General features: G+C 38.8%; 26 protein-coding genes. 6 read left to right on the top strand and 20 right to left on the bottom strand.

Annotation, left to right across the window (positions count from 1 at the left end; genetic code table 11):
• Positions 1-44: 44 nt before the first annotated feature.
• From ED622_RS12845 to ED622_RS12825, 5 genes are all read right to left on the bottom strand, one after another.
• The gene (locus ED622_RS12845; protein ID WP_122034625.1) at positions 45-1,289 is read right to left on the bottom strand and encodes an NRAMP family divalent metal transporter; all 1,245 of its coding nucleotides are present in this window, start codon (positions 1,287-1,289) and stop codon (positions 45-47) included.
• A gap of 114 nt (positions 1,290-1,403) precedes the next feature.
• A complete protein-coding gene (locus tag ED622_RS12840) occupies positions 1,404-2,360 on the bottom strand; it encodes a biotin-dependent carboxyltransferase family protein (RefSeq protein WP_122034623.1) in 957 nt (318 codons plus the stop codon).
• Positions 2,357-3,073 carry a 5-oxoprolinase subunit PxpB gene (pxpB, locus tag ED622_RS12835; protein ID WP_122034621.1) on the bottom strand — a complete coding sequence of 239 codons (717 nt, stop codon included), beginning with the start codon at positions 3,071-3,073 and terminating at the stop codon, positions 2,357-2,359. The genes ED622_RS12840 and pxpB overlap by 4 nt, the downstream gene beginning before the upstream one ends.
• Positions 3,074-3,075: 2 nt before the next feature.
• The gene (locus ED622_RS12830) at positions 3,076-3,816 is read right to left on the bottom strand and encodes a 5-oxoprolinase subunit PxpA (RefSeq protein ID WP_122034619.1); all 741 of its coding nucleotides are present in this window, start codon (positions 3,814-3,816) and stop codon (positions 3,076-3,078) included.
• Between the two features lie 61 nt (positions 3,817-3,877).
• The gene (locus tag ED622_RS12825; RefSeq protein WP_122034617.1) at positions 3,878-4,663 is read right to left on the bottom strand and encodes a putative hydro-lyase; all 786 of its coding nucleotides are present in this window, start codon (positions 4,661-4,663) and stop codon (positions 3,878-3,880) included.
• A 147-nt stretch (positions 4,664-4,810) separates the two neighbouring features.
• Here ED622_RS12825 and ED622_RS12820 point away from each other — a divergent pair, with 147 nt between their 5' ends.
• A complete protein-coding gene (locus ED622_RS12820) occupies positions 4,811-5,704 on the top strand; it encodes a LysR family transcriptional regulator (RefSeq protein ID WP_122034615.1) in 894 nt (297 codons plus the stop codon).
• Positions 5,705-5,726: 22 nt separating this feature from the next.
• Here the strand turns inward: ED622_RS12820 and ED622_RS12815 are convergent, their stop codons facing one another.
• The 4 genes from ED622_RS12815 to ED622_RS12800 all read right to left on the bottom strand — a co-directional run bounded on the left by ED622_RS12815 (position 5,727) and on the right by ED622_RS12800 (position 12,274).
• Positions 5,727-8,618: an alkaline phosphatase family protein gene (locus tag ED622_RS12815; RefSeq protein WP_122034614.1), complete on the bottom strand. Its 2,892-nt coding sequence runs from the start codon at positions 8,616-8,618 to the stop codon at positions 5,727-5,729.
• A gap of 337 nt (positions 8,619-8,955) precedes the next feature.
• Positions 8,956-9,306 carry a hypothetical protein gene (locus tag ED622_RS12810; RefSeq protein WP_061002434.1) on the bottom strand — a complete coding sequence of 117 codons (351 nt, stop codon included), beginning with the start codon at positions 9,304-9,306 and terminating at the stop codon, positions 8,956-8,958.
• A 63-nt stretch (positions 9,307-9,369) separates the two neighbouring features.
• Positions 9,370-9,900 carry a GNAT family N-acetyltransferase gene (locus tag ED622_RS12805; protein ID WP_122034612.1) on the bottom strand — a complete coding sequence of 177 codons (531 nt, stop codon included), beginning with the start codon at positions 9,898-9,900 and terminating at the stop codon, positions 9,370-9,372.
• 121 nt (positions 9,901-10,021) lie between these two features.
• Positions 10,022-12,274: a peptidase U32 family protein gene (locus ED622_RS12800; RefSeq protein ID WP_122036099.1), complete on the bottom strand. Its 2,253-nt coding sequence runs from the start codon at positions 12,272-12,274 to the stop codon at positions 10,022-10,024.
• Between the two features lie 182 nt (positions 12,275-12,456).
• On the opposite strand from ED622_RS12800, the gene ED622_RS12795 reads away from it, so the two are divergent.
• The gene (locus ED622_RS12795) at positions 12,457-13,107 is read left to right on the top strand and encodes a glutathione S-transferase (RefSeq protein WP_122034610.1); all 651 of its coding nucleotides are present in this window, start codon (positions 12,457-12,459) and stop codon (positions 13,105-13,107) included.
• Positions 13,108-13,116: 9 nt separating this feature from the next.
• Here ED622_RS12795 and ED622_RS12790 read toward each other — a convergent pair whose 3' ends face one another.
• The 7 genes from ED622_RS12790 to ED622_RS12760 form a co-directional block, all read right to left on the bottom strand.
• Positions 13,117-13,581 carry an N-acetyltransferase gene (locus ED622_RS12790; protein ID WP_122034609.1) on the bottom strand — a complete coding sequence of 155 codons (465 nt, stop codon included), beginning with the start codon at positions 13,579-13,581 and terminating at the stop codon, positions 13,117-13,119.
• Positions 13,582-13,710: 129 nt separating this feature from the next.
• Positions 13,711-14,151 carry a GNAT family N-acetyltransferase gene (locus ED622_RS12785; RefSeq protein WP_122034607.1) on the bottom strand — a complete coding sequence of 147 codons (441 nt, stop codon included), beginning with the start codon at positions 14,149-14,151 and terminating at the stop codon, positions 13,711-13,713.
• Positions 14,152-14,370, bottom strand: a complete 219-nt coding sequence (locus ED622_RS12780) for a DUF6500 family protein (protein WP_122034605.1) — start codon at positions 14,368-14,370, stop codon at positions 14,152-14,154.
• Between the two features lie 18 nt (positions 14,371-14,388).
• Positions 14,389-15,234, bottom strand: a complete 846-nt coding sequence (locus tag ED622_RS12775) for a sulfurtransferase (protein WP_122034604.1) — start codon at positions 15,232-15,234, stop codon at positions 14,389-14,391.
• A gap of 35 nt (positions 15,235-15,269) precedes the next feature.
• Positions 15,270-16,055: an SDR family oxidoreductase gene (locus ED622_RS12770; RefSeq protein ID WP_122034602.1), complete on the bottom strand. Its 786-nt coding sequence runs from the start codon at positions 16,053-16,055 to the stop codon at positions 15,270-15,272.
• Between the two features lie 12 nt (positions 16,056-16,067).
• Entirely contained in the window at positions 16,068-16,487 is a 420-nt protein-coding gene (locus ED622_RS12765; protein ID WP_122034601.1) for a GNAT family N-acetyltransferase, read from the bottom strand.
• A 56-nt stretch (positions 16,488-16,543) separates the two neighbouring features.
• Positions 16,544-16,990, bottom strand: a complete 447-nt coding sequence (locus tag ED622_RS12760) for a GNAT family N-acetyltransferase (protein ID WP_122034599.1) — start codon at positions 16,988-16,990, stop codon at positions 16,544-16,546.
• Positions 16,991-17,176: 186 nt separating this feature from the next.
• Between ED622_RS12760 and ED622_RS12755 the strand changes: the two genes are divergently transcribed.
• The gene (locus tag ED622_RS12755; protein ID WP_122034597.1) at positions 17,177-18,856 is read left to right on the top strand and encodes a chitinase; all 1,680 of its coding nucleotides are present in this window, start codon (positions 17,177-17,179) and stop codon (positions 18,854-18,856) included.
• Between the two features lie 85 nt (positions 18,857-18,941).
• On the opposite strand, the gene ED622_RS12750 is transcribed toward ED622_RS12755, so the two are convergent.
• From ED622_RS12750 to ED622_RS12735, 4 genes are all read right to left on the bottom strand, one after another.
• Positions 18,942-19,433, bottom strand: a complete 492-nt coding sequence (locus tag ED622_RS12750; protein ID WP_254052628.1) for a hypothetical protein — start codon at positions 19,431-19,433, stop codon at positions 18,942-18,944.
• Positions 19,434-19,642: 209 nt separating this feature from the next.
• Complete coding sequence (locus tag ED622_RS12745) at positions 19,643-20,038, bottom strand: copper resistance protein (protein WP_122034593.1); 396 nt, start codon at positions 20,036-20,038, stop codon at positions 19,643-19,645.
• A gap of 120 nt (positions 20,039-20,158) precedes the next feature.
• On the bottom strand, positions 20,159-20,593 hold the full coding sequence (locus tag ED622_RS12740) for a hypothetical protein (RefSeq protein WP_122034591.1): 435 nt from the start codon (positions 20,591-20,593) through the stop codon (positions 20,159-20,161).
• A 136-nt stretch (positions 20,594-20,729) separates the two neighbouring features.
• Positions 20,730-22,286 carry a BCCT family transporter gene (locus ED622_RS12735; protein ID WP_122034589.1) on the bottom strand — a complete coding sequence of 519 codons (1,557 nt, stop codon included), beginning with the start codon at positions 22,284-22,286 and terminating at the stop codon, positions 20,730-20,732.
• A 329-nt stretch (positions 22,287-22,615) separates the two neighbouring features.
• Between ED622_RS12735 and ED622_RS12730 the strand changes: the two genes are divergently transcribed.
• The 3 genes from ED622_RS12730 to ED622_RS12720 are packed head-to-tail and all read left to right on the top strand — an operon-like array spanning position 22,616 to position 25,074.
• A complete protein-coding gene (locus ED622_RS12730) occupies positions 22,616-23,005 on the top strand; it encodes a PepSY domain-containing protein (protein WP_122034587.1) in 390 nt (129 codons plus the stop codon).
• A 32-nt stretch (positions 23,006-23,037) separates the two neighbouring features.
• Entirely contained in the window at positions 23,038-23,694 is a 657-nt protein-coding gene (locus ED622_RS12725) for a response regulator transcription factor (protein ID WP_122034585.1), read from the top strand.
• 15 nt (positions 23,695-23,709) lie between these two features.
• The gene (locus ED622_RS12720; protein WP_122034583.1) at positions 23,710-25,074 is read left to right on the top strand and encodes an ATP-binding protein; all 1,365 of its coding nucleotides are present in this window, start codon (positions 23,710-23,712) and stop codon (positions 25,072-25,074) included.
• Positions 25,075-25,084 lie beyond the last annotated feature (10 nt).

Raw genomic sequence — 25,084 nt, 5'->3', positions numbered from 1 at the left:
ATTCTAAAATATAACTATATTCTCAATATCACTCGTCAACTTGATTAAAAAAACATCACATACAAGGTGTATATACTCATAAGAGCCATCATTGCAGTGATTAACCAGCCAAAGACTGACATCCAAACTGGGTGCTTATAGTCACCAACAATTGATGGTTTAGTTGCAGCAATCAACATAAGCCCTAGCGTTACTGGTAAGATAAATCCATTTAAAGCACCTGCTACAATCAATAACATGACAGGCTTACCAATAAAGCAAAATATAAATGTGGATACCACAATAAAGCCAATGATAAATCGACGTGAATGCAACTCAATCGTTGGGTGTAATGTTTTTAAGAATGATACTGACGTATATGCAGCACCAATAACAGAGGTGATCGCAGCGGCCCAAAGAACTAAGCCAAAGATCTTATAACCTACATTACCTGCGGCATGCTTAAACATCGATGCAGGAGGATTTGTTGGATCTAACGTGACCCCAGAACTAATCACCCCCAATGCTGCTAAAAATAAAATAACACGAACCACTGAAGCTAAACTGATTGCAGAGACAGAACCTCGGTTAACTTGTGGTAGTGCTTCTTGACCCGTGACACCCGCATCAATCAAACGGTGCGCACCCGCAAAAGTAATGTAACCACCAACCGTGCCACCAACTAATGTAATAATCGCAAGTACATTAAGCTTCTCTGGCCATACTGCACGATATAACGCCTCACCAACCGGAGGTGAAGTTGAAAATAGTACATATAATGTCATTGCTATTAACGCAGCCCCCATTACGATAGTAAAACGGTCCATAACTTTAGCAGCATCTTTCAACATGAAGATAGCAACGGCAACCACGGCACTAATAGCTGCGCCTACTATTGGTGTGATATCAGGAAATAAAACGTTCATCCCCATCCCTGCACCACCGATATTACCAATATTAAAAGCTAAACCACCAATGGCAACCATACCTGCAATCACGTAACCAAGACCGGGGAAAATATCATTCGCGATATCTTGCGCTCGTTTTTTAGACACAACAATGATTCGCCAAATATTAAGCTGAGCACCAATATCTAAAATGATAGAAATAAGGATAACAAAGGCAAAGCTTGCACCTAATGTTTGAGTAAACACAGTAGTTTGAGTTAAAAACCCCGGTCCTACCGCTGAGGTTGCCATTAAAAAAGCAGCCCCCATAATCAATGACCAACTAAAGCCCGAGCGTGCTGCTGGTTTTCCTTCATCTTGCGTCATGCTAGACGGCTGAGATTCAATTTTTTCTAATGACATACGATTTCCTTCTGTGGTCACTCTTCTGCATGTTGCTATTGCAGCGTATTCTCGTTAATCGAGATTTTTGTATTAATATTTTTATCTTAGATATTGAGGTAGCTGTTCGTTGTTCTAAGAGTTATACGAAGTAAAAAACTGGCGCTGTATCATCAATTCGGCTTCTGCACTGTAGAGTTCTTTTTCATAAAATTGCACTGTTGAACCCGGTAAACATTGCGCTAAACGACTAATATCAGCATGAACAACACACCCTATTTTTGGGTATCCTCCTATAGTTTGGCGATCTCGCATCAGCACAATTGGCTGACCATCACTCGGAATTTGAATTGCTCCAAGCGCGATCCCTTCCGAAATTAAATTATTACGCTGACAGTGAATAGCCTCACCAGATAAGCGATAACCCATTCGATCAATATTGGTTGAGACCGTATAAATTGATGAAAAAAATCGTTCACGATCAGCAATCAAAAAATCATCATATTGATAGCTTGGGATAACACCGATATTAATATGGCGTTCATAACTTGGGATAAATCGACTCGGTACTTGCTTACGTAATCTTGGCTCAGAAAAAGAGGTTGATAACTGTGATACATCAACTGAATAACGAATCAAACTATTTACCGTTAATGGAGTGCCTTTACCATCATAGCCACCTAATCCATCACGAATTACCGTCGCTGAACTTCCTAAAATTGTTTCAACTTTAAATCCACCACTCACAGCAAGATAAGCTCGTAACCCTGATTGAGCGATGCTCATTTCCAATTTATCACCGGAATTAATCGCGTAACTTTGCCAAGGCCTGATCGCTTCACCGTTAAGCTTCGCTCCCATGTCAGCACCAGTTAAAGCTATTGTGGTTGCGGCATAAAACGTACAACTAAACTGTCCTAGGGTAATTTCGATTTGAGTGGCATTTAAATCGTTATCGACTAATTTATTCGCCCAATCAAACGCATGTTCATCCATTGGTCCACCCGGTGTCACTCCTACAGATTGGTGACCATATCGGCCTTTATCTTGAAGCAGTGCTAATGGGCCCGTACTGTGAATTCGTAATGTCATGCTTTATCATCCTCTTCCACTAATGAGATCTCTGGTAATTCGCCTCCCATCTCTAGATACTCTTCTCGTGAAATAGGATTAAAAGTCACTTTTGCCCCCATCTCAAAAACCGTCAGGTTGTCGCGATTAAAATCAATCAAGTTAACAGGCGTTCGCCCTATCACTTGCCACCCTCCCGGTGACGATTTTGGGTAAATGGCGGTTTGTTGCTCCGCAATAGCTAAACTGCCAGCGGGCACTTTCAAGCGCGGTGTGCTTTTACGAGGAATATGAATACGAGGGTCCGTATTACCTAAATAAGCAAAACCCGGAGCAAAGCCAATAGCATACACTCGATATTCTTGGGATGAGTGAATAGAAATAATCTCATCAAATGACAACCCGGTATGGCGACTTATTTCTTCAGCATCAAGAGAGACTTCTGGTCCGTAATAAACCGGTAACTCAATAACCATAGAAGAGGATAATTGAGTTTCTTTGTTATCTTGCTGAAGGCATTGATTTAGTCGAGACATAAACGTTCGTAGTTCTATTCGAGTTAAATCATAAGTGATTAAAATAGAAGTATATGACGGCACCATATCAACAACGAACAAATCCGGATGTTGATTAATAACGCTAACAGATTGAGCAATAATATCTGCAGTTTCAGGGCTAACACTATCGGCAAATACCACTAAAACGGTCGATTCATTAACGGCTGATATTTTCATTATTATTGAGCCTTTTTCTGAAGCTTTTTATGCAAATATACGGCTGTCGGCACAGAAAAAGGACCATCACCATGAATGCATAATGTGTCGGCATGGATCGTTATTTTCTTTCCAGTTAGCGTTGTAACACAACCTTGATCAATCAATTGATCTGCTTGATGTTGAATTGCTGCATTCGTATGATGGCTTGAGTTAGGTACACTACGCGGAACTAATCGCCCTTCTTCGTCATAAGCCCGATCTACAAATGCTTCAAACCATAATGTAATGCCAAATTTATCGGCCAATGCTTGGTAACGAGCGTGATCAGGAACAGCCATAATAACCAATGGCAATGTGACATCGTAACGTTGAAGTGCTGATAACAAGGTCTCAAGAATAGCGTCATCCTTCATCATCATGTTATAAAGCGCGCCGTGAGGTTTTACATAGCTTAGTTTTGTATTCTGGCTTTGACATATTCCTTGTAGTGCACCTAGCTGATAGATAAACAACGACGCAAGATCAACAGAACTCATCGCTATGTCTCGTCGTCCAAAACCTTGTAAATCGTCATATCCAGGATGTGCTCCAATCATTACACTATGCTCTTTTGCTAACGCGACCGTTTTCATCATCACGCTGGGATCAGAAGCATGCATACCACAGGCAATGTTTGCCATATCTAACGCAGGCATGACAGCGGCATCATCGCCTAGCGTCCATAGCCCAAAACTTTCACCCATATCACAATTAATTTTCATTCCCTTTCCTTAATTATTTTTGGCGACTTAATAACAACGATGTAAAAAGAACGTTTACTGACTACAGCACTGCAAATTCGGAACTTAAACGATCTGTAATCAACATTTTTCCGGGCGCATGAGTGATGCAGAAAGGAGGACGACTTTGACGAATAACATTTTGAGGAGTCACGCCACACGCCCAAAACACAGGAACCTCCCCTGAATTGATCTGTACAGCATCGCCATAATTAGGGTTAGCAATATCAGAGATACCAATCGAATCAGGGTCACCAAAATGCACTGGTGCACCGTGAGATTTAGGAAAACGAGTCGTGATTTGAATCGCACGTATTGCATCTTTAGGAGTGAATGGACGCATAGAGACCACAAAGCTACCGTTAAACTTACCTGCTGGCTCGCAAGGAATGTTAGTGTCGTACATGGAGACATTTTTGCCTTCATCAATATTTCGAATAGACAAACCAGATTGAATTAGCGCTTCTTCAAATGAGAAAGAGCATCCTAAAACAAACGTAACTAAGTCGTCTTGCCATAATTCGGTAAGATCAGAGACTGAAGTTTCAAAATTACCCTCATAGAACACATGATATTCAGGAACATCCGTAGATAAATCAATATCAGCCCCAATAGAAGAAAGGTATCTCTCCCCCGCTTGAGTGACATCAATCAACGGGCATGCAACAGGATTCTTCTGGCAGAAAAGCAAAAAATCAGCCGCCCAAAGCGCAGGTAATATGACAAGATTGGCTTGTAAATAACCAGATGCATAGCCTGAAGTTGCACCAGTAAATTCGTTATTTCTGATTTTTTCACGCAGCTTTTTGAGTGATAAGTCCTTATCCATCCTACTCTCCCTTTGAGTTTGTAATGCTATCGTTAATCAAGAGTTACATTACTGCTTATTTTAATAATGTCTATTCGTATTTTTCTGCTATTCTTGATAAATATTTTTTATCACTCAGTAACAGAAAAAATCTAAGGGAGGGATATTGTGTTCAATTTAAAACAACTTGAAACCTTTGTGTGGATAGCCCATTTAGGCAGCTTTAGAAAGGCCGCAAAGCACTTATGTACAACACAACCTGCAATTTCAACACGCATTGCGAACCTTGAAGAAACCTTAAATGTACCCCTATTTTTTCGTGATACAGGTTCGATATCGTTAACCGCAAAAGGACGAGAACTGCTCCCTTTTGCTGAAAAACTGTTAAGTAATGCAGACCAATTTCATGCGCTAGCAAATAATTCAGAGGCTATTTCGGGGATATTACGAGTTGGAGTATCAGAAACAATCGTTCATACATGGTTGCCACAGTATCTTTCTTTAATTCACCAAAACTTGCCTCATTTAGAGGTTGAGCTAATCGTAGACGCGACCATTAATCTTAGAAAGGAACTGCTAGCTCGTAATATTGATATTGCAATTCTATTAGGGGATGTTGTTGAGCCTAATGTGGTTAGCCAATATATTTGTGATTATTCTTTGCACTGGGTAGCAAGCCCAACGATACAGCGAACGTCATTGCATGCAACGACCAACTTCTCTCATTGGCCAATCATTACCTACGCAAGAAATACGAGCCCTTATCATGAAGTAGAACGTTACTTTAAAAAGCATAACAATCAGCCTACACGGTTTTATTCCGCTAGCTCGCTCTCTGCAAGTATTCGCTTAGCCGAAAGTGGCGTCGGCATTGCAATGTTGCCTAAAGAAGTGATTGTCGAAGCACTTAAAAACAACACATTAAAGATAATTGAATCTGATTGGACTCCTAACCCTTTACAGTTTTCTATCGCTTATCTCGACACACCGATTAACCTAATGACAATTGAAGCCGCAAAACTTACCTTTGAGGCAGCAGAGCAATATCAAACGTTAAGTTAATCGATGACTCTATTTTCTTTTATTATTTACTTGATTGTATGTCTAACTCACTGAGCAAAGAAAGAAAGCCCCATCCGTTTTCATTCTTAATTACGGTTTCTTGAGTAAGGTATTCATATAATGTGGGAGCCAATGACCCGTTCGCATCGCTCTTCAATGGCGTAACATTCGAGCCGATAGGTGTCCCCCAAAATCCTAAAAAGGCGTCTTTTTCTAAGTAATGTTCTCCTGCATGTCTGCCGGGCACTTTAGTATTAAACCCAACCCCAAATTTAGGGAATAAGTTTATCGTTCCTGCTCGATCTTCTTCATACAATTTAGCTAATTGATTCACGGAATCTGGTCGCGCCGTGTAAGCCGTCAGGTTTCTCCACTCTTGCTCTGTACACCATGAATTCACATTGTCATTAACGGCAGAGACCATGCATCGTTGATATAACGCTTGGTATGATGCTAATTCAGCTTTATTTGGCTGCGATTTATAAGGATTCAGAACATCGAGTTCAAGTAATTGGGATGAACCAATAACAGGCTGATAAAGTAATCTGTCCCCTTTTTTAGTGATTAATTCATCAACTCTAACATCGTCTTTAAAACCAATAATTCGAACTGTACATTCATCTAACGTGCAGTTTGTTTCTCTAACAACGAGATAATCTAACGACTCTTTTAAACGTGATGCGATTTCATTAACCACATTAATAGAGCCACCTTTTTGGGCATTAACAGGCGTCCACGTTGTTAATTCTGCGTATGTAGGTTGCACTTTCCAGCCTTCGGATGAATTAAAGAAATCCATCATAAAGTTACCACCTGCTGTAGAGGCGACCACCACATCAACCTCTTTATTACTTTCATAATTAAGCGCGTTGGTAATTTTAGGTCCTTCACCTTCATCCGAAGAGATCTTCTTAACCACTAACGGATAACCAAGCTCTGTTTGAAGAGAATCGAACACCTGTTTTTCTGGATTAAGAGAGTAATACACGGGCGCTAAACCATGATCACCTGCCATACCCCAAAGCGTTCTGTCGTATACGCCCGCCTCTTTATATACGTTGGTAAATTGCGTTAACCAATAATCTAGTCGATTCAATTCCCCTGTAGGCATGAGGATTTCATCACTAAATGGACCAGTGAAATGGGCAAAATGATCAGGCCATGGGTTATAGATTAAGGCGTAGTCTGGCATGCCTTTTTGTTCTAGTTTAGAGAGGGATTTTAAGTTTTGTTGGATCTTCCATTTTTGAGTTAACTTGCTGTAAATATCCAAGACAAAGATATCGTCATAAATTCGAATATCGTCAATTAACTCTGATCGCATCTTAACAATCGTTTTTTCTACTTTGGCTCGTTGTGTTAACTCTCGTAAACAACGCTTTTCACCAAAGTCTCGTAAACTCTCACCGGCTCCTAGATTCACTAAGCCATCATAAGTCGTATGTGCATTCCAATCGTATTGGGCATTGCAGTTTAGAGTGACTAGATAATCCAAGCGATCGAACATGGTTTGAACTTTGTTCGCGTCCATTAGACGATCAAGTTGCAAAGCATCGTTACCGAAAAAGTAATATGCACGATCTTCTTTTCTATCAACAAAATGGAAATTCGGTATTCCTGTGCCTCCTTCACCAGACACTTTTGCACCCGTTTTTATTATCGGTAAATTGCGAACACTGATAGTCGGTGTTGATGAAATGCCCACATCGACAATACTTTTATCGTACTTTTGGTATAACTCAGTAAAAAATGGCAAGTAAGATGAGTCGTTATACTCTTTCTCTGTCAGCCTTTTTAAGAATGATAATTGCTGTTCATGCTCTGGCTGCGTGGTGATTTCATTCTGAGGCTTATAGGTTTCATGCTTAAGGTGATCTTGATATATCTGCCTAATAAATGGTTTTTCAAGCGGCGACATTAGTCCTTCAAGCAGACCTTGTTGCAAACCATCAACAGTGACCTGAACAGCTAGTCGACGTTGCTGACGAGATTCTAAATAAGCAATAACCGTCTCTGGGTTCTCTTTAAAGCTCTCTTGTAACCATTTATTCAGGACCTCTTGTCGCTGCTCTTGGTAAACAAACTGACGGTATGATTTCAATACATTAAGACGAACAAAATCAATAAGAGTAATAGTTAATGCTTCTGCTTTATTATTCACAGAGCCTTTATGCTCAGGCTTACCCTCTTCAATGATTTGTTCTAACGCCCCACGCATTTCTCCCTCATCCATACTTGTGACCGCTTTTGTCATTCCAGCAATGATGATTGGTTGAATTTTATCTATTATTTTCCGGTCTTCTGGAGTATCAGAGAGATAAGTATAGCGCTCGGGTAAGACCTCAAGATCCTTCCATTCACCAATTTGCACTAATTCATCATAAACAATCACCATGTTCGCAATGAATTTACGATCAATATTTAGCCCTTGATGATGGCTATCAGCTAACTCTGGTTTCTCTTCTTTTTTAACATCATTTAAAGTAAACAAAGAATGACTGAACCCATTAAGTGTTTCTTCATCATATTGAGTTTTTAAATAGGCTTTAAAAGCATCTTCATTATCCATATCTCCGTATTTATCAACAAAGGTATAAAGAAAATGACCTAAAGGGATCGCGTATGAGGGATTGGATAGTTTTGCAATGATGCTTTTTTTAACATCACTATCCAGTGGAAGAGATAAAATGTAAGCATCTAATGTGATGCCTGCAATAGTAAAAATAGCGGCATCACGAACCGTTTCCGTTGTATATATTACAGAAGAATGTATCTGATTTTTAAGTATTTCGGCTGAGTTAACAACTCCGCCAACGACAGGAATTGAGCTGACGTTGGCTAAACTGTTTACACTCAAAATCGAAAGAGACAACACACTGATCGTAAATATTGACGAAAACGGTCTGTATTTCACTTTAACTTCCTTTTATAGCGATTTAAATAAGTTATCGTTCAGAGCCGCTTAGTATACAGAATTATCAAATAGTTAATTCGAAGATGTTAGATAATATTGAATGATTTGCTTCATTGGCGGCATTCTTAAATAGTTATAATTACACATTTAAATATAATGAAGAGGTTAGAATAGCAAAGGAGGAGTGATGGATCTTGCTGTGAGATGATCAATGGAAGTCCTCTACAAAACTCATAATATGAATTTTATAGAATACTCCCATTGCAATTTAATTCTGGTTAGCTAACCAATATTACAATGCAGCTATAACTATCCTGTAATTGATAGTTTTAATCTATTACAGTCCGAAACCGATTTTAGGTTGACGACGAACAGAACGAACACCCCATGGACCTAGATCTGGTTTTGGTTGACCTTCAAAATCACCAAGACAAATATAGCCCTTAGAAAGGTAACGGAACAAGAAATCACCGCCATCTAATGAGCCTGTTTTATCATCACCAAAAGGTAAATGAATACGCTCAACACGAAGATCTTGTGCTTTCTTAAATGCTGGATAAGCCGTTGAGTTAATTTGGTATGCGTCTAAATTTTTCAGTAACGCTTTATCTGACATCTTTGCTTTCATACGAGCAAAGATCATTATTAGACGTTTCTGTTTTTCAGAAGAGACGATGATCATTTCCATTATAGGAATTCCTTTGAAACAAGAAAGTATATAGCAAGCCCTGCTTTAGAGCTATATCTCACTCTATACCACTGCCGACAACTGCTTAATTACACAGCGATATTCATAACAATCAATAATTTCACCGTCGACAATGGTAAACTCAGGTCTAAAACCCGCTTGTTTAAAACCATTTTTGGTTAACACTCTTTGGGATGCCAAATTATCCGTCGATGCCGTCGCCAATAATGACCCTAATGTTAATCTTTCTTTCGCAATTTCAATTAACGCTTTAGTCGCGTATGTTGCGATTCCTTTTCCTGTAAACTCTTCACCTATTCGATAACCAATATAGGCCGACTCTTTCTCTTGGTTAATATTATAAAGATTCGCACGACCACAAATAACACCTTGCTCGTCTTTTAATAGCATTGGATAGATCTTGCCATTTTTATATTCAGAAAGACAAAAAGCGATGTGTTCATTAATGCCTTTTTCGCTAAAAAAATCTTCTTCTCGTGCTTCAATAAAAGATTCAAACCATTCTTTATTGGTGAGTTCAAACTCTAGTAAACCTTTTGCATCTTCTATTTCGAGTAACTGTAATGTCACCATAACCAATCCCTCTTATTTTTATTCTAACCAAGACGTTTATACCTAGCTCTATCTGAATTATAGACAAAAAAAAGCCACGATGTGTGATCGCGGCTTCATCTTTTAAGCTATCGGTTAAATCTTACAAACCTTGTTGATATTGGTCGTTAGTATTAATCGGAACCATGGTATACAGCTCTTCTTTCACACTAGTATCGCCATTGATCAATTTCTCAAAGTGTTTAACTAACTCAACTTTATCGGCTTGCTCTTTAGAACCACCACCGATGTTTGTTAAATCAATGAAGAACTCATCAAACAGACCAGAGAAGTCATTCACAATATCCATATTTAGGAATTGTTCGTGGTTATAGATGCTTGGGTAGCCACCTTTTTGTTTATCTACCGCGAACGAAATGCCTTTCACGTTAGTAATTGTGGTGGCTTTCTCACACTTCAGCATACAACCCGCTTCAATCGCTGGTTTATTACACCCTACTGTTTGTTGGAAGAAACACTGACGGCTTGTCATCATTAAAATTGGGTGATAAATACTGTACGCCAATTTGAAGTTTTCAGGACGACGAATGTGCTTCATCTGACCTTTATTGATCTCATTTGAAATAAACGCACCTGCACAATTTAGTGTTTCTTTCATTGTCACTAAAGCGTGTGAGTTCGTTGTATTTAAGAATGGACCAGCAACCCACTCAATACCCATTTCAAAGGCTTTGTACGCTATACCCGTGTTATTGGTTACGATACGAGCCGGTTTTACTTCTTCAAGTACTTTAACGGCTTCGTCGTAGTCTTTACCAATAAGAACCGCTGGGAACCATGGGATCAAACGTGGGTTTTCTAAGAAAATATTGATGTACTTACGATCACGTTTTTTGAAGCTTTCTGGTAACTTGAAGTAAATATCGGCATCTGTTGCATCGCAGACATTTAAGTCAGCAACATCAGCAATCAGCATTGATAACTTAGGCTTCTCTTCCACTTTTGGGTAGACTGGCAATGCGTCAACTTCAGTATGTTTAATAACTTCTTTAGACCCATTCATCAGGAAAGCGACTTGATCTTTAATTTCTGTCAATTCTCGGAATGGAACCGCTAAGTTTTCACCTAACTCAGAGAAATCATAACCTAGTAATTCATAGTTAGGGTTAATCACGCCTTTAAAGCGTTTTTCTAGCTCTTTTTCTGTAATCGCTTTTTGACCAGCTTCGCTCAGTAGTGATGTTGATTTCACTTCAAACGTTTCTTGATCATCTTGGCTTGGCGTTACAACGACCGTTAATGGTTCGCCTAACGTTGCCTTGAAAGCAATAGTAACCGCAATTTTATCGATGCTTAATGACTTCACTTTTTCTTCAAGTGTCGCACCCAGTGCATTCTTAGCGCTGTAAAGATCTTGTTTAACTTCTTGAATTTGTACTACATCAATCGAGTTACTCTGCTCAACCGCGTAGTTTACGCTGTTATCACGAGGGTTATCGATGAACATGTCTTTAGTCAAATTGCCTTTCAAGAATTTGTTGGTTAAGCCACGGTTGAATACTTTATGAAGATTAGAGTCATCTTCATATAGCTCACCTGTCTCAACAAATTTATTGATATTTTTACGCCAGTTTTCAACCACGGTATATACGTAGTGAGCGCCTTTAATACGGCCTTCAATTTTCAATGAGTCGACTTTTGCATCAACTAATTCAGGAAGGTCAAAATACGCTGAGTTATCTTTTAAGTTCAGAGGGTACTTAGTGCCTACGTTTGTTACTTCGTATTCATCACGACACGCTTGACTACAACGGCCACGGTTACCTGAGTTACCCACACTTACTGAGCTTGAGTAACATTGACCAGAGAATGCAATACACAAAGAACCGTGAACAAATACTTCTGTTAGCATGTCATGTTCATGAGCAACCGCTGTCATCTCTTTAATTTCATCAATGTTCAATTCACGAGATAAGTTAACACGTGACGCGCCAACTTTTGAAAGGAAATGAAGTTGACCTTCATTGTGTGTCGTTAACTGAGTAGAAGCGTGAACATCTAATGTTGGGAAGTGCTTTTTGATTAGGTTAAAGACACCTAAATCTTGCACGATAATGCCATCAAGTGTTGTATTAACTAATTGATTTAGTAACTTAACTAATGATTTGATTTCGTGCTCTAAAATAACAACATTTAGGGTCAGAAATACTTCACAACCGTATTCATGAGCTAGTCGCAATACACCATTTAGCTCATCAAATGAAAGATTGGATGCGCGGTTACGGGCGTTAAAGATATCTAAACCACAGTACACGGCATTTGCCCCTGCAACGATGGCCGCTTTAATCGCTTCAACATCACCACCAGGTGCCAATAATTCAAGTTTTCTACTCATTATGAAATTGCTCGCTTCGGTTTTTATGTAATAATTTTTTTGAGGGGGCATTCTACTCGCCTCACGCTTTTATTACCACTCATTCGGCTTTTATTGATCTAGATCATAAAGAAATAAGGCTGGATCTAGCCATTTATTCCGTTAATATCGTTTTAATTGCTTTAACTTTTGAGTATTTCATCATGACAACGCCTATTCTTTACTCTCTTCGACAGTGTCCATATGCGATGCGTTCTCGTCTTGCTATTTTGCATGCACAACAGACTGTGGTGCTGCGCGATATTGATATGAACAATAAACCTGAAGAAATGTTGTCGATTTCATCAAAAGGCACAGTTCCTGTATTGCTACTGAGTGATGGCTCTGTAATAGATGAAAGTCTTGATGTGATGGTATGGGCGCTCACCCAATCAGATCCTAATAATTTGCTCTATTCACACGATGAGACAAAATTAACTCAGATGCTTGATATCATTAATCAAAGTGATAATGAGTTTGTGGATGCATTGCAAAAATATCGTGCAGCCTCTCGCTATCATGATACGAATGAAGTTGAATGCAGAGAACGGTGTTGTGAATGGTTAATGACTATCGAACTGGCGTTATCTCAGCATGCTTATATTATGGGAGAAACACCGAGTTTGGTGGATTACGCTATCTTACCCTTTATTCGTCAGTTTTCACGAGTCGATAAGAAGTGGTACGCTCAAGCTCCGCTCCCTTATTTAAGAGCGTGGTTGGTGAATCATTATAATGACCCTACTTTTTCAAAAGCGATGTTTACACACCCAAAATGGCAGAAAGGATCTGAGAAGATTATTTTTGGGGAATAACCGTCTTTGTTAACTCCCAAGTTGTCCAGAATAAAGCAGTGAATGTTCCATCTCGACAAAGTGTTCATCTTCTCCGACAATTTTATACCCTAATCCGTGATAAAACTGGATAGCTTTAGGGTTATTTTTAAATGAAGAAAGGCTTATCTTAGTGACCCTGTCACTGAAATGATGCTGATAACATCTCATGACAGAAGCACCTACTCCTTTGTTTTGGTATTTTTTAAAAATGATAAACAGATGAACATGTGCTTTGTTAAGATCCAAATGAGTACAAATTAACCCTAAACGCTCTCCGCTAAACATAACCCAATCAAACCACTCTTGAGGGTATGAATCGAAAAAACGTTGTTGTTGAAACATTTCATCCCAGCCAAGTGAGCCTTCAATTATAGAGTGAAAATACGTTTTATATATCCCAAACAATGAGGGATATTCACACGTTGTGACTTTTTTAAACGTAATTCTTTCCATTGAATCATCCTTTATTCTGAGCTTATTATTTCAAAGTATCATCTGTAATAACTTGGTTTACCTATTCTTTGATTGTAGACCATAAAGAGTGATTTTTTACTCTAGTTCAACCTAGCTCTTTACTATACGTTAGCTGATCATTCTTTTTATAAACATAATTTTACTTTTATCTGTTGTTCCTTTGTCTTCGTAACCAGAAACATGATAACCACTTGAAATCAGTAGCTGTAACATTGCTGGATAACGGTTCATCGATTTGACGCTAATCGCTGTATAACCCTGATTATGCGCCCAAGACTCCTGTGCTAAACGTAGTTGTGTCGCTATACCATTTTTGCGAGCTGTTGGAATAACGCCACCAAGCCAGCTGTAAAATTCAAAGTGTGATAATTCATAACCCATTTTATACGCCACAGGTTGCTCATTATGCGTCGCTATTAAAATCAAATGTGTTATATCACTTAACCGTTGTTCTAGTTTCTCTTTGGTATTTCGACCATCAAATTCTGGGATCTGAGCATCTACCTCGAGTACATCTTCTATTGTGCCTTGGCGAATTTCTATTTTCATTTATTGCCCATCTTGAATCATTGCTTTTATCTTAATTGCTTTTTCAAAGTGATCTAATTTATGGGTAGCAATCCACCACGTGGCCGCTTCCATTAATAACTCTGGTTCATCGTTTTTATTGGCAAAAAAAGCATAAAAAGATAAGCCTACATTATCCCCTTTTAGCTCTATTTTCTTATCACACACCGTGATGATTTTGGCTCTTAAAATGTCTCTCATAGATCACTCTTACTTTAATTACTCTATCGGCAACGAGTGATTAGTTCCCCAATCAGCCCATGAGCCATCGTATAAAACGACCTCTTTATAACCAATAGATACGGCTGCTAACATTAAGATGCATGCGGTAATACCTGAGCCACAACTGAAATAGGTTTTTGTATCTATTGAAGGTACTCTTTCTGCAAAAATAGCTCGTAATGTCTCTTCATCTTGATAGGTATAATTATCTAACAATATGGAAAATGGGATATTTTTCGAGCTTGGAATATGACCACTACGAACTCCCTCTCGTGGTTCTGGTGCCTTACCTAAAAAGCGCATTTCTCCACGCGCATCTAAAATTGCAACATCGGTATTTATTACGCTAAGTACTTCGTCCGAATCACATGCTAAGCCTTTCACCGCTTTCACAGTGGCATTGCCTAATATCGATGTTGTTGTGTATTCTGATGCCGTTTCTCTTCCCTCTTTTAGCCATTGAGGTAATCCACCATCCAGAACGTAAACATGTTCAAATCCCATCACTTTAAACGTCCACCACGCTCTAGGAGCAGAGTAAATACCTTGGTTATCGTATAAAACAACGATTGAATCTGAATTAATGCCTAGTTTCTGTATTGCTTGAGTAAACTGCGCTTCAGTCGGTAATGTATGAGTCTGAGCAGAGGCGTGATCACAAAATTCAACTTCTACATCAAGCTTGCGAGCGTTAGGTAAACAAGAGAATGCCTCATAAACTAAAGGCTCTTTACCAACGACATTCGCCATATAAGCATCGACGATGACCAGTTTTTCATCATTAAGGTGTTCAGCTAACCATGTGCTTGTTATTAATGGGCTTGTCACTGATGAGTTCTTCATTATTCTGTCCTTAGTTAGAATCGCGCTTTGGTGAATTAACATTCGTCGTAAGTAATTTTCATCACATCGGGATAAATAAACTCATACCCTAATGTGTCTTTAATCTTTTGATTACTGATGATTTTAAAAGTTTGTTCATCTGATTCGATAAAACAAGGCGGAGCAATGCCTATACGTTGCGAGGCTTGTGTATAAAACTCTCGTTTTGTTGGGTGCGTATCAGCACAGGCATTAAAGATAGTGTTCCATTTCTCTTGTTTTATGATCTGCTTAATTAACTCAACGCAATCATCTTGGTGGATCATATTAACTGGTGCGTCTGGGTTACTCACTGAGCGCCCACTTTTAGCAAAGAATCGTCCAGGATTTCGTGAATAACCTACCAAACCGCTAAAGCGAATAATAGTAGTACTAAAAGCCGTTGATTGGGTAAATAAAGACTCTATTTGATATAAGACTGAAGCGTTTAATGCCGATTGTTCTTCAGTGACTACCCCATTGTTATCAGCATAAACCGACGTTGAACTCACAAACACAAGGTGCTTAATTGAAGACTGCTCTATTAAAGCAATAAGAGAGGAAAAGCCCTCAATATTCTTCGATGGTATCGCGATAACAAGAATATCTGAATGTAAAAACGGCGCCCAATCTTGCTCTTGCTTATCAAGGTCTAAGACATAGGGAATAACAGAAATTTGCTTTAATGCTTCTGCTTTTTCCTCACTTCTCACAGAGCCTTTAACTTGAAAGAGATCATTCACTAAACCTTTAGCTAGAGGTAAACCTAACCAACCACAACCTAATACACTAATTGATGTCATTTTATTACCTTGCTAGAAAAGAGCCAATTGACTTGCATCGGATAAAACCCATGCACTATTGTGAGCTTCAAAGCCAATTTTGGGGTAATACCCTTCTGCCTTTGGTGCCGCGAGTAAGATTAATTTACAATCAGGCGTTAACTCTTCTTTGGTCACCAAAATAAGATACTTTCCAATCCCGACAGATTGAATACTTTCGTCTACTGCTAAGTCGGATAAATAACAACAAAAGTTAAAATCAGTAACTGAGCGAGCAATACCAATCAATTCCCCATCGCCCCATGCGGTCACAATTAGGTTTGAGTTATCAAGCATGGCTTGTATTTTTTCAACATCATCAATGGGACGACGGACACCTAAAGAGGTTTTCTTCAATAAAGTAATAAACTGCTCTGCAGTAATAGGTTCATTGACTTTGTAAACGATTTCCATGCTCTCTCCATCTTTAATGTTATCTATTTTTTATTCTTAAAAGATACAATAACAAGTTACTTTGCAATATCCAGAGCTAAAACAAGACGGCCTTCACCAATATCGAAATAGTCTTGCTCTTCTTCTAATAAATAAAAACCATACGATTGATACAAAGCATATGCACCTGTGTTTTTCGGGCATACCGTTAAGAGTAATCGTTTATATCCTTTGGCATTCTCAATCGCTGTTTCTAGTAATTGTTTACCAAGCCCAATACCTTGTGCTTTCTTTGCCACAGCCAATGATAGTACCCATGCATCTCCTTTTATTGCGCTTGATGGCACTTGTAAAAGATAGCCTACAATTTCCTTCTCTTTTTTGGCAACTAGCAGTCCATTAGTCCAGCAATCAAAAGCCTGTCTAATGAAAAAAGATGGATATCCATGATTACCAAACGCTTCTGTTTCTATTTCATAGATCTTTTTTAAATCGATTTTCTCTGCTGCCCTGATGCTTATCATTAATACATTTCCCTGACTGTAGTGCTAATCACATTGTGAATATGCTTTTACTTATAATTTATACTCTTTGAAACAACTCGCATAGTTAAAACTGATTCATATTTCTAGATAACCGAACTTTATAAAAACTTCTATAGTTATTCCAACTTATTTTTATTTTATAATTAACGACAAGGAAAGTTATCCATGTTCAAACTCGCTATACTCCCATCATTACTTGCCTGCAGTTTTGCAGCCAATAGTTTCACTATGAACCCTCAGCCTGATCCTGAAAACCCAACAGGTTATATTGTTTCTAAAGCAGAAATTAAAGCTGCCGAAGATGCGAAAACATTAGACCCTATGTATGACGTCTGGGCTAAAGCATTAGAAACATTACCAAATACCGCAGTAGAAGCGATTGATGCTGGTGTTGCAACAAATCCTGCGAACGTGAAACGTGTTGAGCGTGTTTTTCCTCAATCTGAATGGTTTTTCTTAACTCAAATGGCAGCGCCTGAATACACTTATACTCGTTTCTTACGTGCAATTGGCAAGTTCCCTGCTTTTTGTGGTGACTATACGGATGGGCGTGATGCTGATGCCATTTGTAAAAAATCCATCGTAACGGCATTTGCGCATTTCTCTCAAGAGACTGGCGGTCACATTGCCGTTGATAACGTATCTGACAACCCCCTTGCGCTTGAAGAGTGGCAACAAGCCTTAGTGCACGTTCGTGAAATGGGATGGTCTGAAGGTCAAGAAGGATACACTACTGGTTGTGGCCAAAATGATTGGCAAAATAAACGCTGGCCCTGTGCCGCAGGTGAAGGCTATTTCGGCCGTGGTGCTAAACAATTATCTTACCACTTTAACTACGGCGCTTTCTCTGAAGTTATGTACGATGGTGATGCGACAGTATTGCTAAATAATCCAGGGCTAGTCGCTGATTCTTGGTTAAATCTTGCCTCTGCTATTTGGTTCTTTTTAACACCCCAAGCACCAAAACCTGCCATGCTACATGTTATCGACCGTACTTGGACCCCTTCTCAACGAGAAACTGATGCAGGTATCGGCTACGGATTTGGTACAACGATTAACGTGATTAATGGCGGTATTGAATGTGGAGAGCAAAACAAAGATAAAGGCCAACCCGTTAACCGCATTCGCTATTGGGAGGGTTTAGCAAAACATTACCAAATTCCAGTAGAAGCGGATGAAGCAAATACCTGTTGGCAACAAACCCCTTATGGCAGTTTGAATTTAAATGGTGCAACCGATGTGCTTTATACTAACTGGGATGGTAATTGGAAATACTATTCTGATCGTCCAGAAGGTGCTTCTTTTGAATGTGAATTAGTGGGCTTCCAGACTGCATATTCTGCGCTTGTCCCTGGTGATTATGAGAAATGTGTTACTAACTTCTATGAGTCTCACGCTAATTGGCCTGTGACTCGTGTGGTTGATTCTTTACCAACAGACCCGACTGATCCCACCGATCCGGTAGATCCAACAAATACTTGGGATGCAAATAAGGTTTATAACACTGGCGATCAAGTAGTTGTAAGTGGTGTAACTTACCAAGCTAAATGGTGGAACCAAGGTGATAACCCAGCAACAAGTACAACTGGTGTTTGGGAAGTGATCAGCGGAACTACAACTGAAAATTCAGTAGAACCGGCTCCTATTGAACCAACTCCGCCTACTCCAGTAGAGCCAACACCTCCAACAGTACCCGTAGATCCTGATTCAACATGGGATGTAACTGCAAGTTATAATAGCGGTGACCAAGTGACCGTTAACGGCGTAACTTATCAAGCTCAGTGGTGGACTCAAGGTAATAACCCTGAAGCTTCTGGTGAATGGGGAGTTTGGAAAAGAGTGTAATACTATCTAATTAAATAGATGTTTAGGTGTTTAAACGTAAAAAGCCCTTCAGCGTTAACTGAAGGGCTTTATCATATTTAGTGAACTAAGCAGTAACTGGTGTTAACGACTTAGCTTGTGTCTCTACATACCAAAATGCCAATAATGATACACCCCAAAATTGGAACAAATATTGAACATCTGAAGCCCCTGCTAATGTTTGAGAAACAGCCATTGATGCTGTAACAAACAAAGAAGACAACAAACCTGCTTTCAATAAAGTTTTAGGTCTATTTGGTAATATCTCTAGTTTCAAGAATGAAACAATTAGAAGAACAACAGGTAAAATCTGTAGAGCAATTAATACAGGAAACAAATAGTCATACATAGGTACCAATAATGTGTTTGTTAATGGCTTTTGCGACCATGTACCTGCTATATACTCTTTCCAGCCATCCCAACTGTCACCGTGTCGTGTTCCAAATAAAATGCCATAAAACTTATCAACCACCCCGTTTGAAAACCAAAATGGTGCAAACAACATATAGAATGGTAAATATTTAATAACATCAATCGCTTTTTCTAATTTTTTCATCATAATTTCCTAAGTAAAATAAAAATAATTCATTCATTTTTATACCAATATAATTAGTTAGATAACCTATTTATTACGCAGGAAAATTACTTAAACGAAGGCGAATATTTACTATGTAGTGATTCTACAATACGTATTTTTCGCGCAACTATTGAGTGATTTAACCAGCAATAATGATCAGATAACTATTGGAATTGGTATTACTTAAGTTTTTATTCCAGAAAGACACAAAATCGAAGATGCCGCCGTCGAACCTTTTGAACTTGCTGTTCTAGTGGCTCAAAAAGTAAGGGAGGGGCATGTAAAAGAGGAATAAGAAGTAGTGCAACACCAAGCAGCAGCCACGCACATAACAAAAGATCATTCATGCTATTTTCAAATGACAGTAAGTGTTCAACTAAATCACATTTCTGAGCAACTTGTTGAGACCCAGTATCAATAGTCGAATCAAGTTGGTGCACTCTCGCTTGCGCTTCAATTAAATGGTCTTGGCAGCTAGATGTAACTCCAACCAATTGACTAAAGCAAATGAACACACTTAAAAGAACAAAGCTTAATAATAGCTTTGCTCTAAAATGTTTATCTCTATTTGAAATAAGTGCGGTCATAATAATCATAATAGTAAATCGAACGACAATTAGACCAGTCTGAAAAAATAAACTCTATGATGCGTATCAGTTTTTACTTTATAAATAACAAATTACGTAAATTACAATAAATAAATTAACCTACACTCTCGTCTGAGCTAATTTAAGATAGGAATGCAACTCGTCATTTTTATATTCAATAGCAGAATGAATGTTAACGCTAGAGTTTGCGACAATTACAAAATCGTATTGGTTTTCACCTTTAAATATTGATACATACAATAAGCCATCATCTAATACCCAATGGCCCACCGTCTTTAATCTATCAAATAAAGTAAACTCAGTTAAGCTGCCATTTTTAGTGAAAATCAGCTCTGTTATATACCCTGCCGTACAACTTTTTACCCAATGAGCATCATAGATTTCTGGTAGCTGAAACTCTCTCTTTGTTGCTAACCATTTTTTATATTCATTATCTACAAATTCGCCACCATCAAGAGCTGACTTATCAATTATAGAAGTCTCTTTTATTTCACGGTAAAAAAGTTGCAGCAGTATTTGATCTTTGTCTAACATCTATTTACTCCTAATAATTGAAGAATGCCCCCTCCCTGACCTTGGAAAGAGTAACCATTACACTCAAATAGCAGGCAATAAAAAAGGCCTACCACAGATTATGTGATAAGCCTCTCATTCGTTCTATGTTTCTATCTTATACTGTCGCTGTTTTTTGATTAACTGCTTCAGATTGATTCTCTTGCTCGGCACTTTTCATTCGTAATACAGCAATAGGTGCTGAAATAAACGTAAAGCCAAGTAAGATTGAAACTGGAACCGCCGTGATCACAATGAAAGATTGTAGAGCGTTTAATCCACCATCCCCTGCAATCAATAGTACGCCAGCAACCACACCCATCATTAATGCCCAAAACAGACGTTGGAAACGTGACGGCTTATCCGTTCCTTCAACTGCCATTGCAATTGAGTACGCCATTGAATCACCCGTTGTAGCAACAAATGTCGTAGTCAGTACTAAGAATGCAGGAATTAACAACCAGCTTAATGGCAGTTGTTCTAATGACGCCAATAATACCGCAGGTAAGCCCGCTTCTTGCAATGGTCCAGAAATACTGCCCGGAGTTTGTAGCTCAAGGAAGATACCTGTGCCACCCAATGCAGAGAACCAGAAGTTTGTCGCGATAGGAGCAATAATTGCTACTGTAATCACAAGCTCACGGATACTACGACCTTTAGAAATACGCGCAATAAAGATAGCCATCATTGGAGCAAAACCAATAAACCAACCCCAGAAGAACCATGTCCACCACGAGTTCCATGCTGGATCTGCAGTACTTAAGCTCATTTCCGGTAGGTGTTGAATATAGTTACCAAATGCAAGACCAAACTCAGTAAAGATAAAGCTTGTTGGGCCTAGCACCAAAATTGCAACTAATAACGTAACAGCGCCAATAACATTCATTCGGCTTAACCACTGTAAGCCCTTGTCCATCCCTGTAAAGGCTGAAACTGAATAAATTGCTACAATCATAGATAAAAGACCGATTTGGCTCATCAGCGAGCTTTCAAGGCCTGTTAGCACGGTTAAACTATAACTAAGTTGCGTAGCTAAGAAACCAATTGGTCCAATCGTACCTGCGGCAACCGCAATAATTGAACAAGCATCAATCACTGAGCCTAACCAATGGTTTTCAAGTTTGTTACCTAAGATTGGGTATAGCAGCGCACGAGGACGTAATTTAACACCGCAGTTATAATGTGCGTACATTAGTACAATCGTACTTAATGTGCCCAATACAGCCCATGCTAGGAAACCCCAATGTAAAAAGCTTTGGCTTAATGCAGGAGTTACTGCTGAAAGAGTGCCGGTTTTAACATCAGAAAAAGTTGGAGAAGGAGTAATGAAGTGAAAGATAGGTTCAGCGGCTGACCAAAAAACGCCCCCGCCTGCAAGTAAGGTACACATGATCATTGCGACCCATTTGAACGTACCGAACGTTGGTTTCTCTTCGCCACCCATTTTGATTTTGCCATAACTGCTCATCGCAATGATAAGAGCTAAAACAAACGTGATGATCATTAACCACTGCCACCACAAACCAAACATTGTCGATGCCGACATAAACACGGTTTGAATCGTTGCAGTAAATGTTGATAAATCAACAAGAGCAAAGAGAAGAAATAAAAGGATAAATCCTATAGTAAGTGTTGGAACTAGTTTATCGCTATTTTCATTGCTATTTTTAAACATGGGTATCCCACTTGATGCGTGAGGGATGGGACTCTAGCAGCTTGAAAAACGTAAAACCAGTGAAATATTTTTAAAAAAGGCAAAAAAACAGTCATATAATTATGATTACCATCACACAAATTAAAAATTAAAATTTAAAATCAACAACTTATAAATAACACCATGAAATACTACAACAACCCAGAATAATTTACACATTTATCAAAATAACTCATTATGATTAGAGTAAATTGAGCTTTCCTTATTAAATTTTCTTCTGAATAAAATTCATGTTCTATTCATCTTCGCTGTTTTATACTTCTCCTATATTGACTTAATTAGGAAGCATCATGCTAAAAAAACCAGCCATATACCTTGCTGCCCTATTCACTTTTTTTCCATTATCACAAAGTGCTTTTGCTAATGATCACCCTGATGGGCATCAACTCATTCAAGATGTTCAGCAAAATGGCGCTAAAATAGATATAGATGAAGATCAAGATGAAGTTTATGAAGCAGTTCAAGCCGGTTTAGTAAAGCCATTTTCTGAGCTTTACGCTATGGTTGAGAAAGACTTTCATGGCCGAATTATCAAAGTAGAACTGGATGAAGACGACAATGAATGGACCTACGAATTAAAACTGGTTCATGAGAGTAATATAATCAAAGTTGAATATGATGCAGCAACCTTAGCTATCACAGAAATCAAAGGCCGCGATATTCGCGCAGCTCTTAAATAACAACAAAAAAGATAATTACTAAGAGAATAATAATGAAAATTTTAGTCGTAGAAGATGACCCACGTTTAGGCGAACAAATCATTGAAACCTTAGAAAGTGCTGACTGGGTTCCTGAGTTATCCCAAGACGGTATTGATGCCTTATATCGCGCAACAACTGAGGAGTGGGATGCGATTGTCTTAGATCTCGGGCTCCCTAAGTTAAATGGACTAACCGTATTGAAAAGTATTCGAGATGAAAACATCAATACACCCGTCATTATTCTAAGTGCTCGCGACACCCTATCTCAACGTGTTGAAGGACTTAATGCAGGGGCTGATGATTATTTGACCAAGCCTTTTGAAATGGTTGAATTGATCGCTCGTATTCGTGCTCAATTACGTCGCGCTTCTGGTAACGCTTCTCCTATTTTAAAAATTGGGGAATTAAGTTTAGACACGCGCAGCTCAAAAGTGTTGTGGCAAGAACAAGCAGTAAGCTTAACGGCATTAGAGTACAAAGTTGTTGCCTACTTTATGCATAATCCCGATAAGGTTATTTCAAGAACCACGCTTGTAGAGCATATTTATAAGCAAGATTTTGATCGTGATTCAAACACGGTGGAAGTATTTATCGGTCGTATTCGTAAAAAAATTGCGCCACAAATTATTAAAACGGTTCGTGGCCTTGGTTATCAATTAAATCCTTAAATATAAAGGTCTACTGTGAATACATCACCGAGACAATTTAAACATACCTTTAAAAAATTGAGCTTAAAAAGCCGCTTACTTCTTGCTGCAGCTTTTTGGCTGTCTGCCATGATATTTGCTGCGGGAATTGGTATCCCTAAATTAGTAAACGATTATCTAGTCCAAGATGTAAAAAGTCAGCTATTACTGTCAATGGATGAGATCACCGCTAATATCGAAGTGAATAGCAAAGGCAACCTCATCATGCCATCGCGTTTATCTGATCCTCGCTTTAGTCAACCTTACAGTGGTCTTTATTGGACGGCATCAACCAAAGGAGGTGAGCTACGTTCGCGTTCATTGTGGGATAAAAAGCTCACATTCAAAGAAGATGGCTTATCTATTAAACCAAAAGTGAAAGGCGCTAATAACGAAGAGCTTATTTACATACAAAAAAATATTTACCTTCCTGAAATTAAACAGCCAATAACCATCACTATTGGTCTTGATGAAGATCCATTAGAAAAAACCTTACATCAACTTACAGGCCAGCTCTGGATCATTCTTGGCTTATTATTTAGTGGGGTACTATTTCTTATCGGTATTCAAGTCAGTTGGTCACTTCGCCCTTTAGCTAAAATGCAATCTGAGTTAGTGATGCTGCGTAAAGGTGAACAACAGGCATTAAGTCAGCATTATCCTCAAGAGATCGCGCCATTGGTTTCTGATCTCAACGCACTATTATTTCATTACCAAGAGTTACTTGAACGTGCTCGTCATCATGCCGGTAATTTATCTCATTCATTAAAGACACCTCTATCGGTACTTAAAAATGAGTTAGAATATTTGAGCGTTGAAGATAAAAATCGGTTATCTGCTCCTATTGCTCAACTGCAAGCACATATTGATTATCACCTTAGTCGTGCTCGCATGGCAGGTTCAATGAATATCCTCTCAGTGGCTACCTCACCCTCTGAACGAGTAGATGCGATCTCAATGGCATTTGATAAAGTCTATGCTGAACGTGAGGTAATATTAATAAATGAGCTAGACAGTGAAGATCATATCGCCGTCGATAAAACCGATCTCGATGAGATGCTAGGAAACTTACTTGAGAATGGATATAAATGGGCACATTCAATGATCCGTGTTCATTCTAAGGAAGTTGAAGCAAATCAAATTCGTATAATGATTGAGGATGATGGTGAAGGTATTCCTGAATCAGAATTTGAACAAGTCATTAAACGTGGTATCCGTTTGGATGAAACGACTCCAGGAACAGGTCTTGGGCTAAATATTGTGAGTGAAATGGCGCACAGTTATCGCGGCTCGCTTGAGTTATCAAAGAGTGCAATGGGAGGACTAAAAGCCACCCTAACCTTCCCACTAGTAAAAGAGTGATCGTTTTTCT

The sequence above is a fragment of the Aliivibrio sp. EL58 genome (assembly GCF_900312675.1).
Lineage (GTDB): Bacteria > Pseudomonadota > Gammaproteobacteria > Enterobacterales > Vibrionaceae > Aliivibrio.
Note: the sequence above shows the minus strand (reverse complement) of the source record. Positions and strands in the feature narration are given on the sequence as shown.

Bases quoted from the DNA above. Each gene is read 5' to 3' on its own strand.
- ED622_RS12770 (WP_122034602.1), bottom strand. From the start codon at position 16,055: ATGACATCAATTAGTGTATTAGGTTGTGGTTGGTTAGGTTTACCTCTA.
- ED622_RS12785 (WP_122034607.1), bottom strand. From the start codon at position 14,151: ATGAAAATAGAAATTCGCCAAGGCACAATAGAAGATGTACTCGAGGTA.
- ED622_RS12725 (WP_122034585.1), top strand. From the start codon at position 23,038: ATGAAAATTTTAGTCGTAGAAGATGACCCACGTTTAGGCGAACAAATC.
- ED622_RS12730 (WP_122034587.1), top strand. From the start codon at position 22,616: ATGCTAAAAAAACCAGCCATATACCTTGCTGCCCTATTCACTTTTTTT.
- ED622_RS12810 (WP_061002434.1), bottom strand. From the start codon at position 9,306: ATGGAAATGATCATCGTCTCTTCTGAAAAACAGAAACGTCTAATAATG.
- ED622_RS12740 (WP_122034591.1), bottom strand. From the start codon at position 20,593: ATGTTAGACAAAGATCAAATACTGCTGCAACTTTTTTACCGTGAAATA.
- ED622_RS12795 (WP_122034610.1), top strand. From the start codon at position 12,457: ATGACAACGCCTATTCTTTACTCTCTTCGACAGTGTCCATATGCGATG.
- pxpB (WP_122034621.1), bottom strand. From the start codon at position 3,073: ATGAAAATATCAGCCGTTAATGAATCGACCGTTTTAGTGGTATTTGCC.
- ED622_RS12800 (WP_122036099.1), bottom strand. From the start codon at position 12,274: ATGAGTAGAAAACTTGAATTATTGGCACCTGGTGGTGATGTTGAAGCG.
- ED622_RS12780 (WP_122034605.1), bottom strand. From the start codon at position 14,370: ATGAGAGACATTTTAAGAGCCAAAATCATCACGGTGTGTGATAAGAAA.
- ED622_RS12765 (WP_122034601.1), bottom strand. From the start codon at position 16,487: ATGGAAATCGTTTACAAAGTCAATGAACCTATTACTGCAGAGCAGTTT.
- ED622_RS12825 (WP_122034617.1), bottom strand. From the start codon at position 4,663: ATGGATAAGGACTTATCACTCAAAAAGCTGCGTGAAAAAATCAGAAAT.
- ED622_RS12755 (WP_122034597.1), top strand. From the start codon at position 17,177: ATGTTCAAACTCGCTATACTCCCATCATTACTTGCCTGCAGTTTTGCA.
- ED622_RS12750 (WP_254052628.1), bottom strand. From the start codon at position 19,433: ATGATGAAAAAATTAGAAAAAGCGATTGATGTTATTAAATATTTACCA.
- ED622_RS12760 (WP_122034599.1), bottom strand. From the start codon at position 16,990: ATGATAAGCATCAGGGCAGCAGAGAAAATCGATTTAAAAAAGATCTAT.
- ED622_RS12790 (WP_122034609.1), bottom strand. From the start codon at position 13,581: ATGGAAAGAATTACGTTTAAAAAAGTCACAACGTGTGAATATCCCTCA.
- ED622_RS12805 (WP_122034612.1), bottom strand. From the start codon at position 9,900: ATGGTGACATTACAGTTACTCGAAATAGAAGATGCAAAAGGTTTACTA.
- ED622_RS12735 (WP_122034589.1), bottom strand. From the start codon at position 22,286: ATGTTTAAAAATAGCAATGAAAATAGCGATAAACTAGTTCCAACACTT.
- ED622_RS12840 (WP_122034623.1), bottom strand. From the start codon at position 2,360: ATGACATTACGAATTCACAGTACGGGCCCATTAGCACTGCTTCAAGAT.
- ED622_RS12830 (WP_122034619.1), bottom strand. From the start codon at position 3,816: ATGAAAATTAATTGTGATATGGGTGAAAGTTTTGGGCTATGGACGCTA.
- ED622_RS12775 (WP_122034604.1), bottom strand. From the start codon at position 15,234: ATGAAGAACTCATCAGTGACAAGCCCATTAATAACAAGCACATGGTTA.
- ED622_RS12845 (WP_122034625.1), bottom strand. From the start codon at position 1,289: ATGTCATTAGAAAAAATTGAATCTCAGCCGTCTAGCATGACGCAAGAT.
- ED622_RS12745 (WP_122034593.1), bottom strand. From the start codon at position 20,038: ATGACCGCACTTATTTCAAATAGAGATAAACATTTTAGAGCAAAGCTA.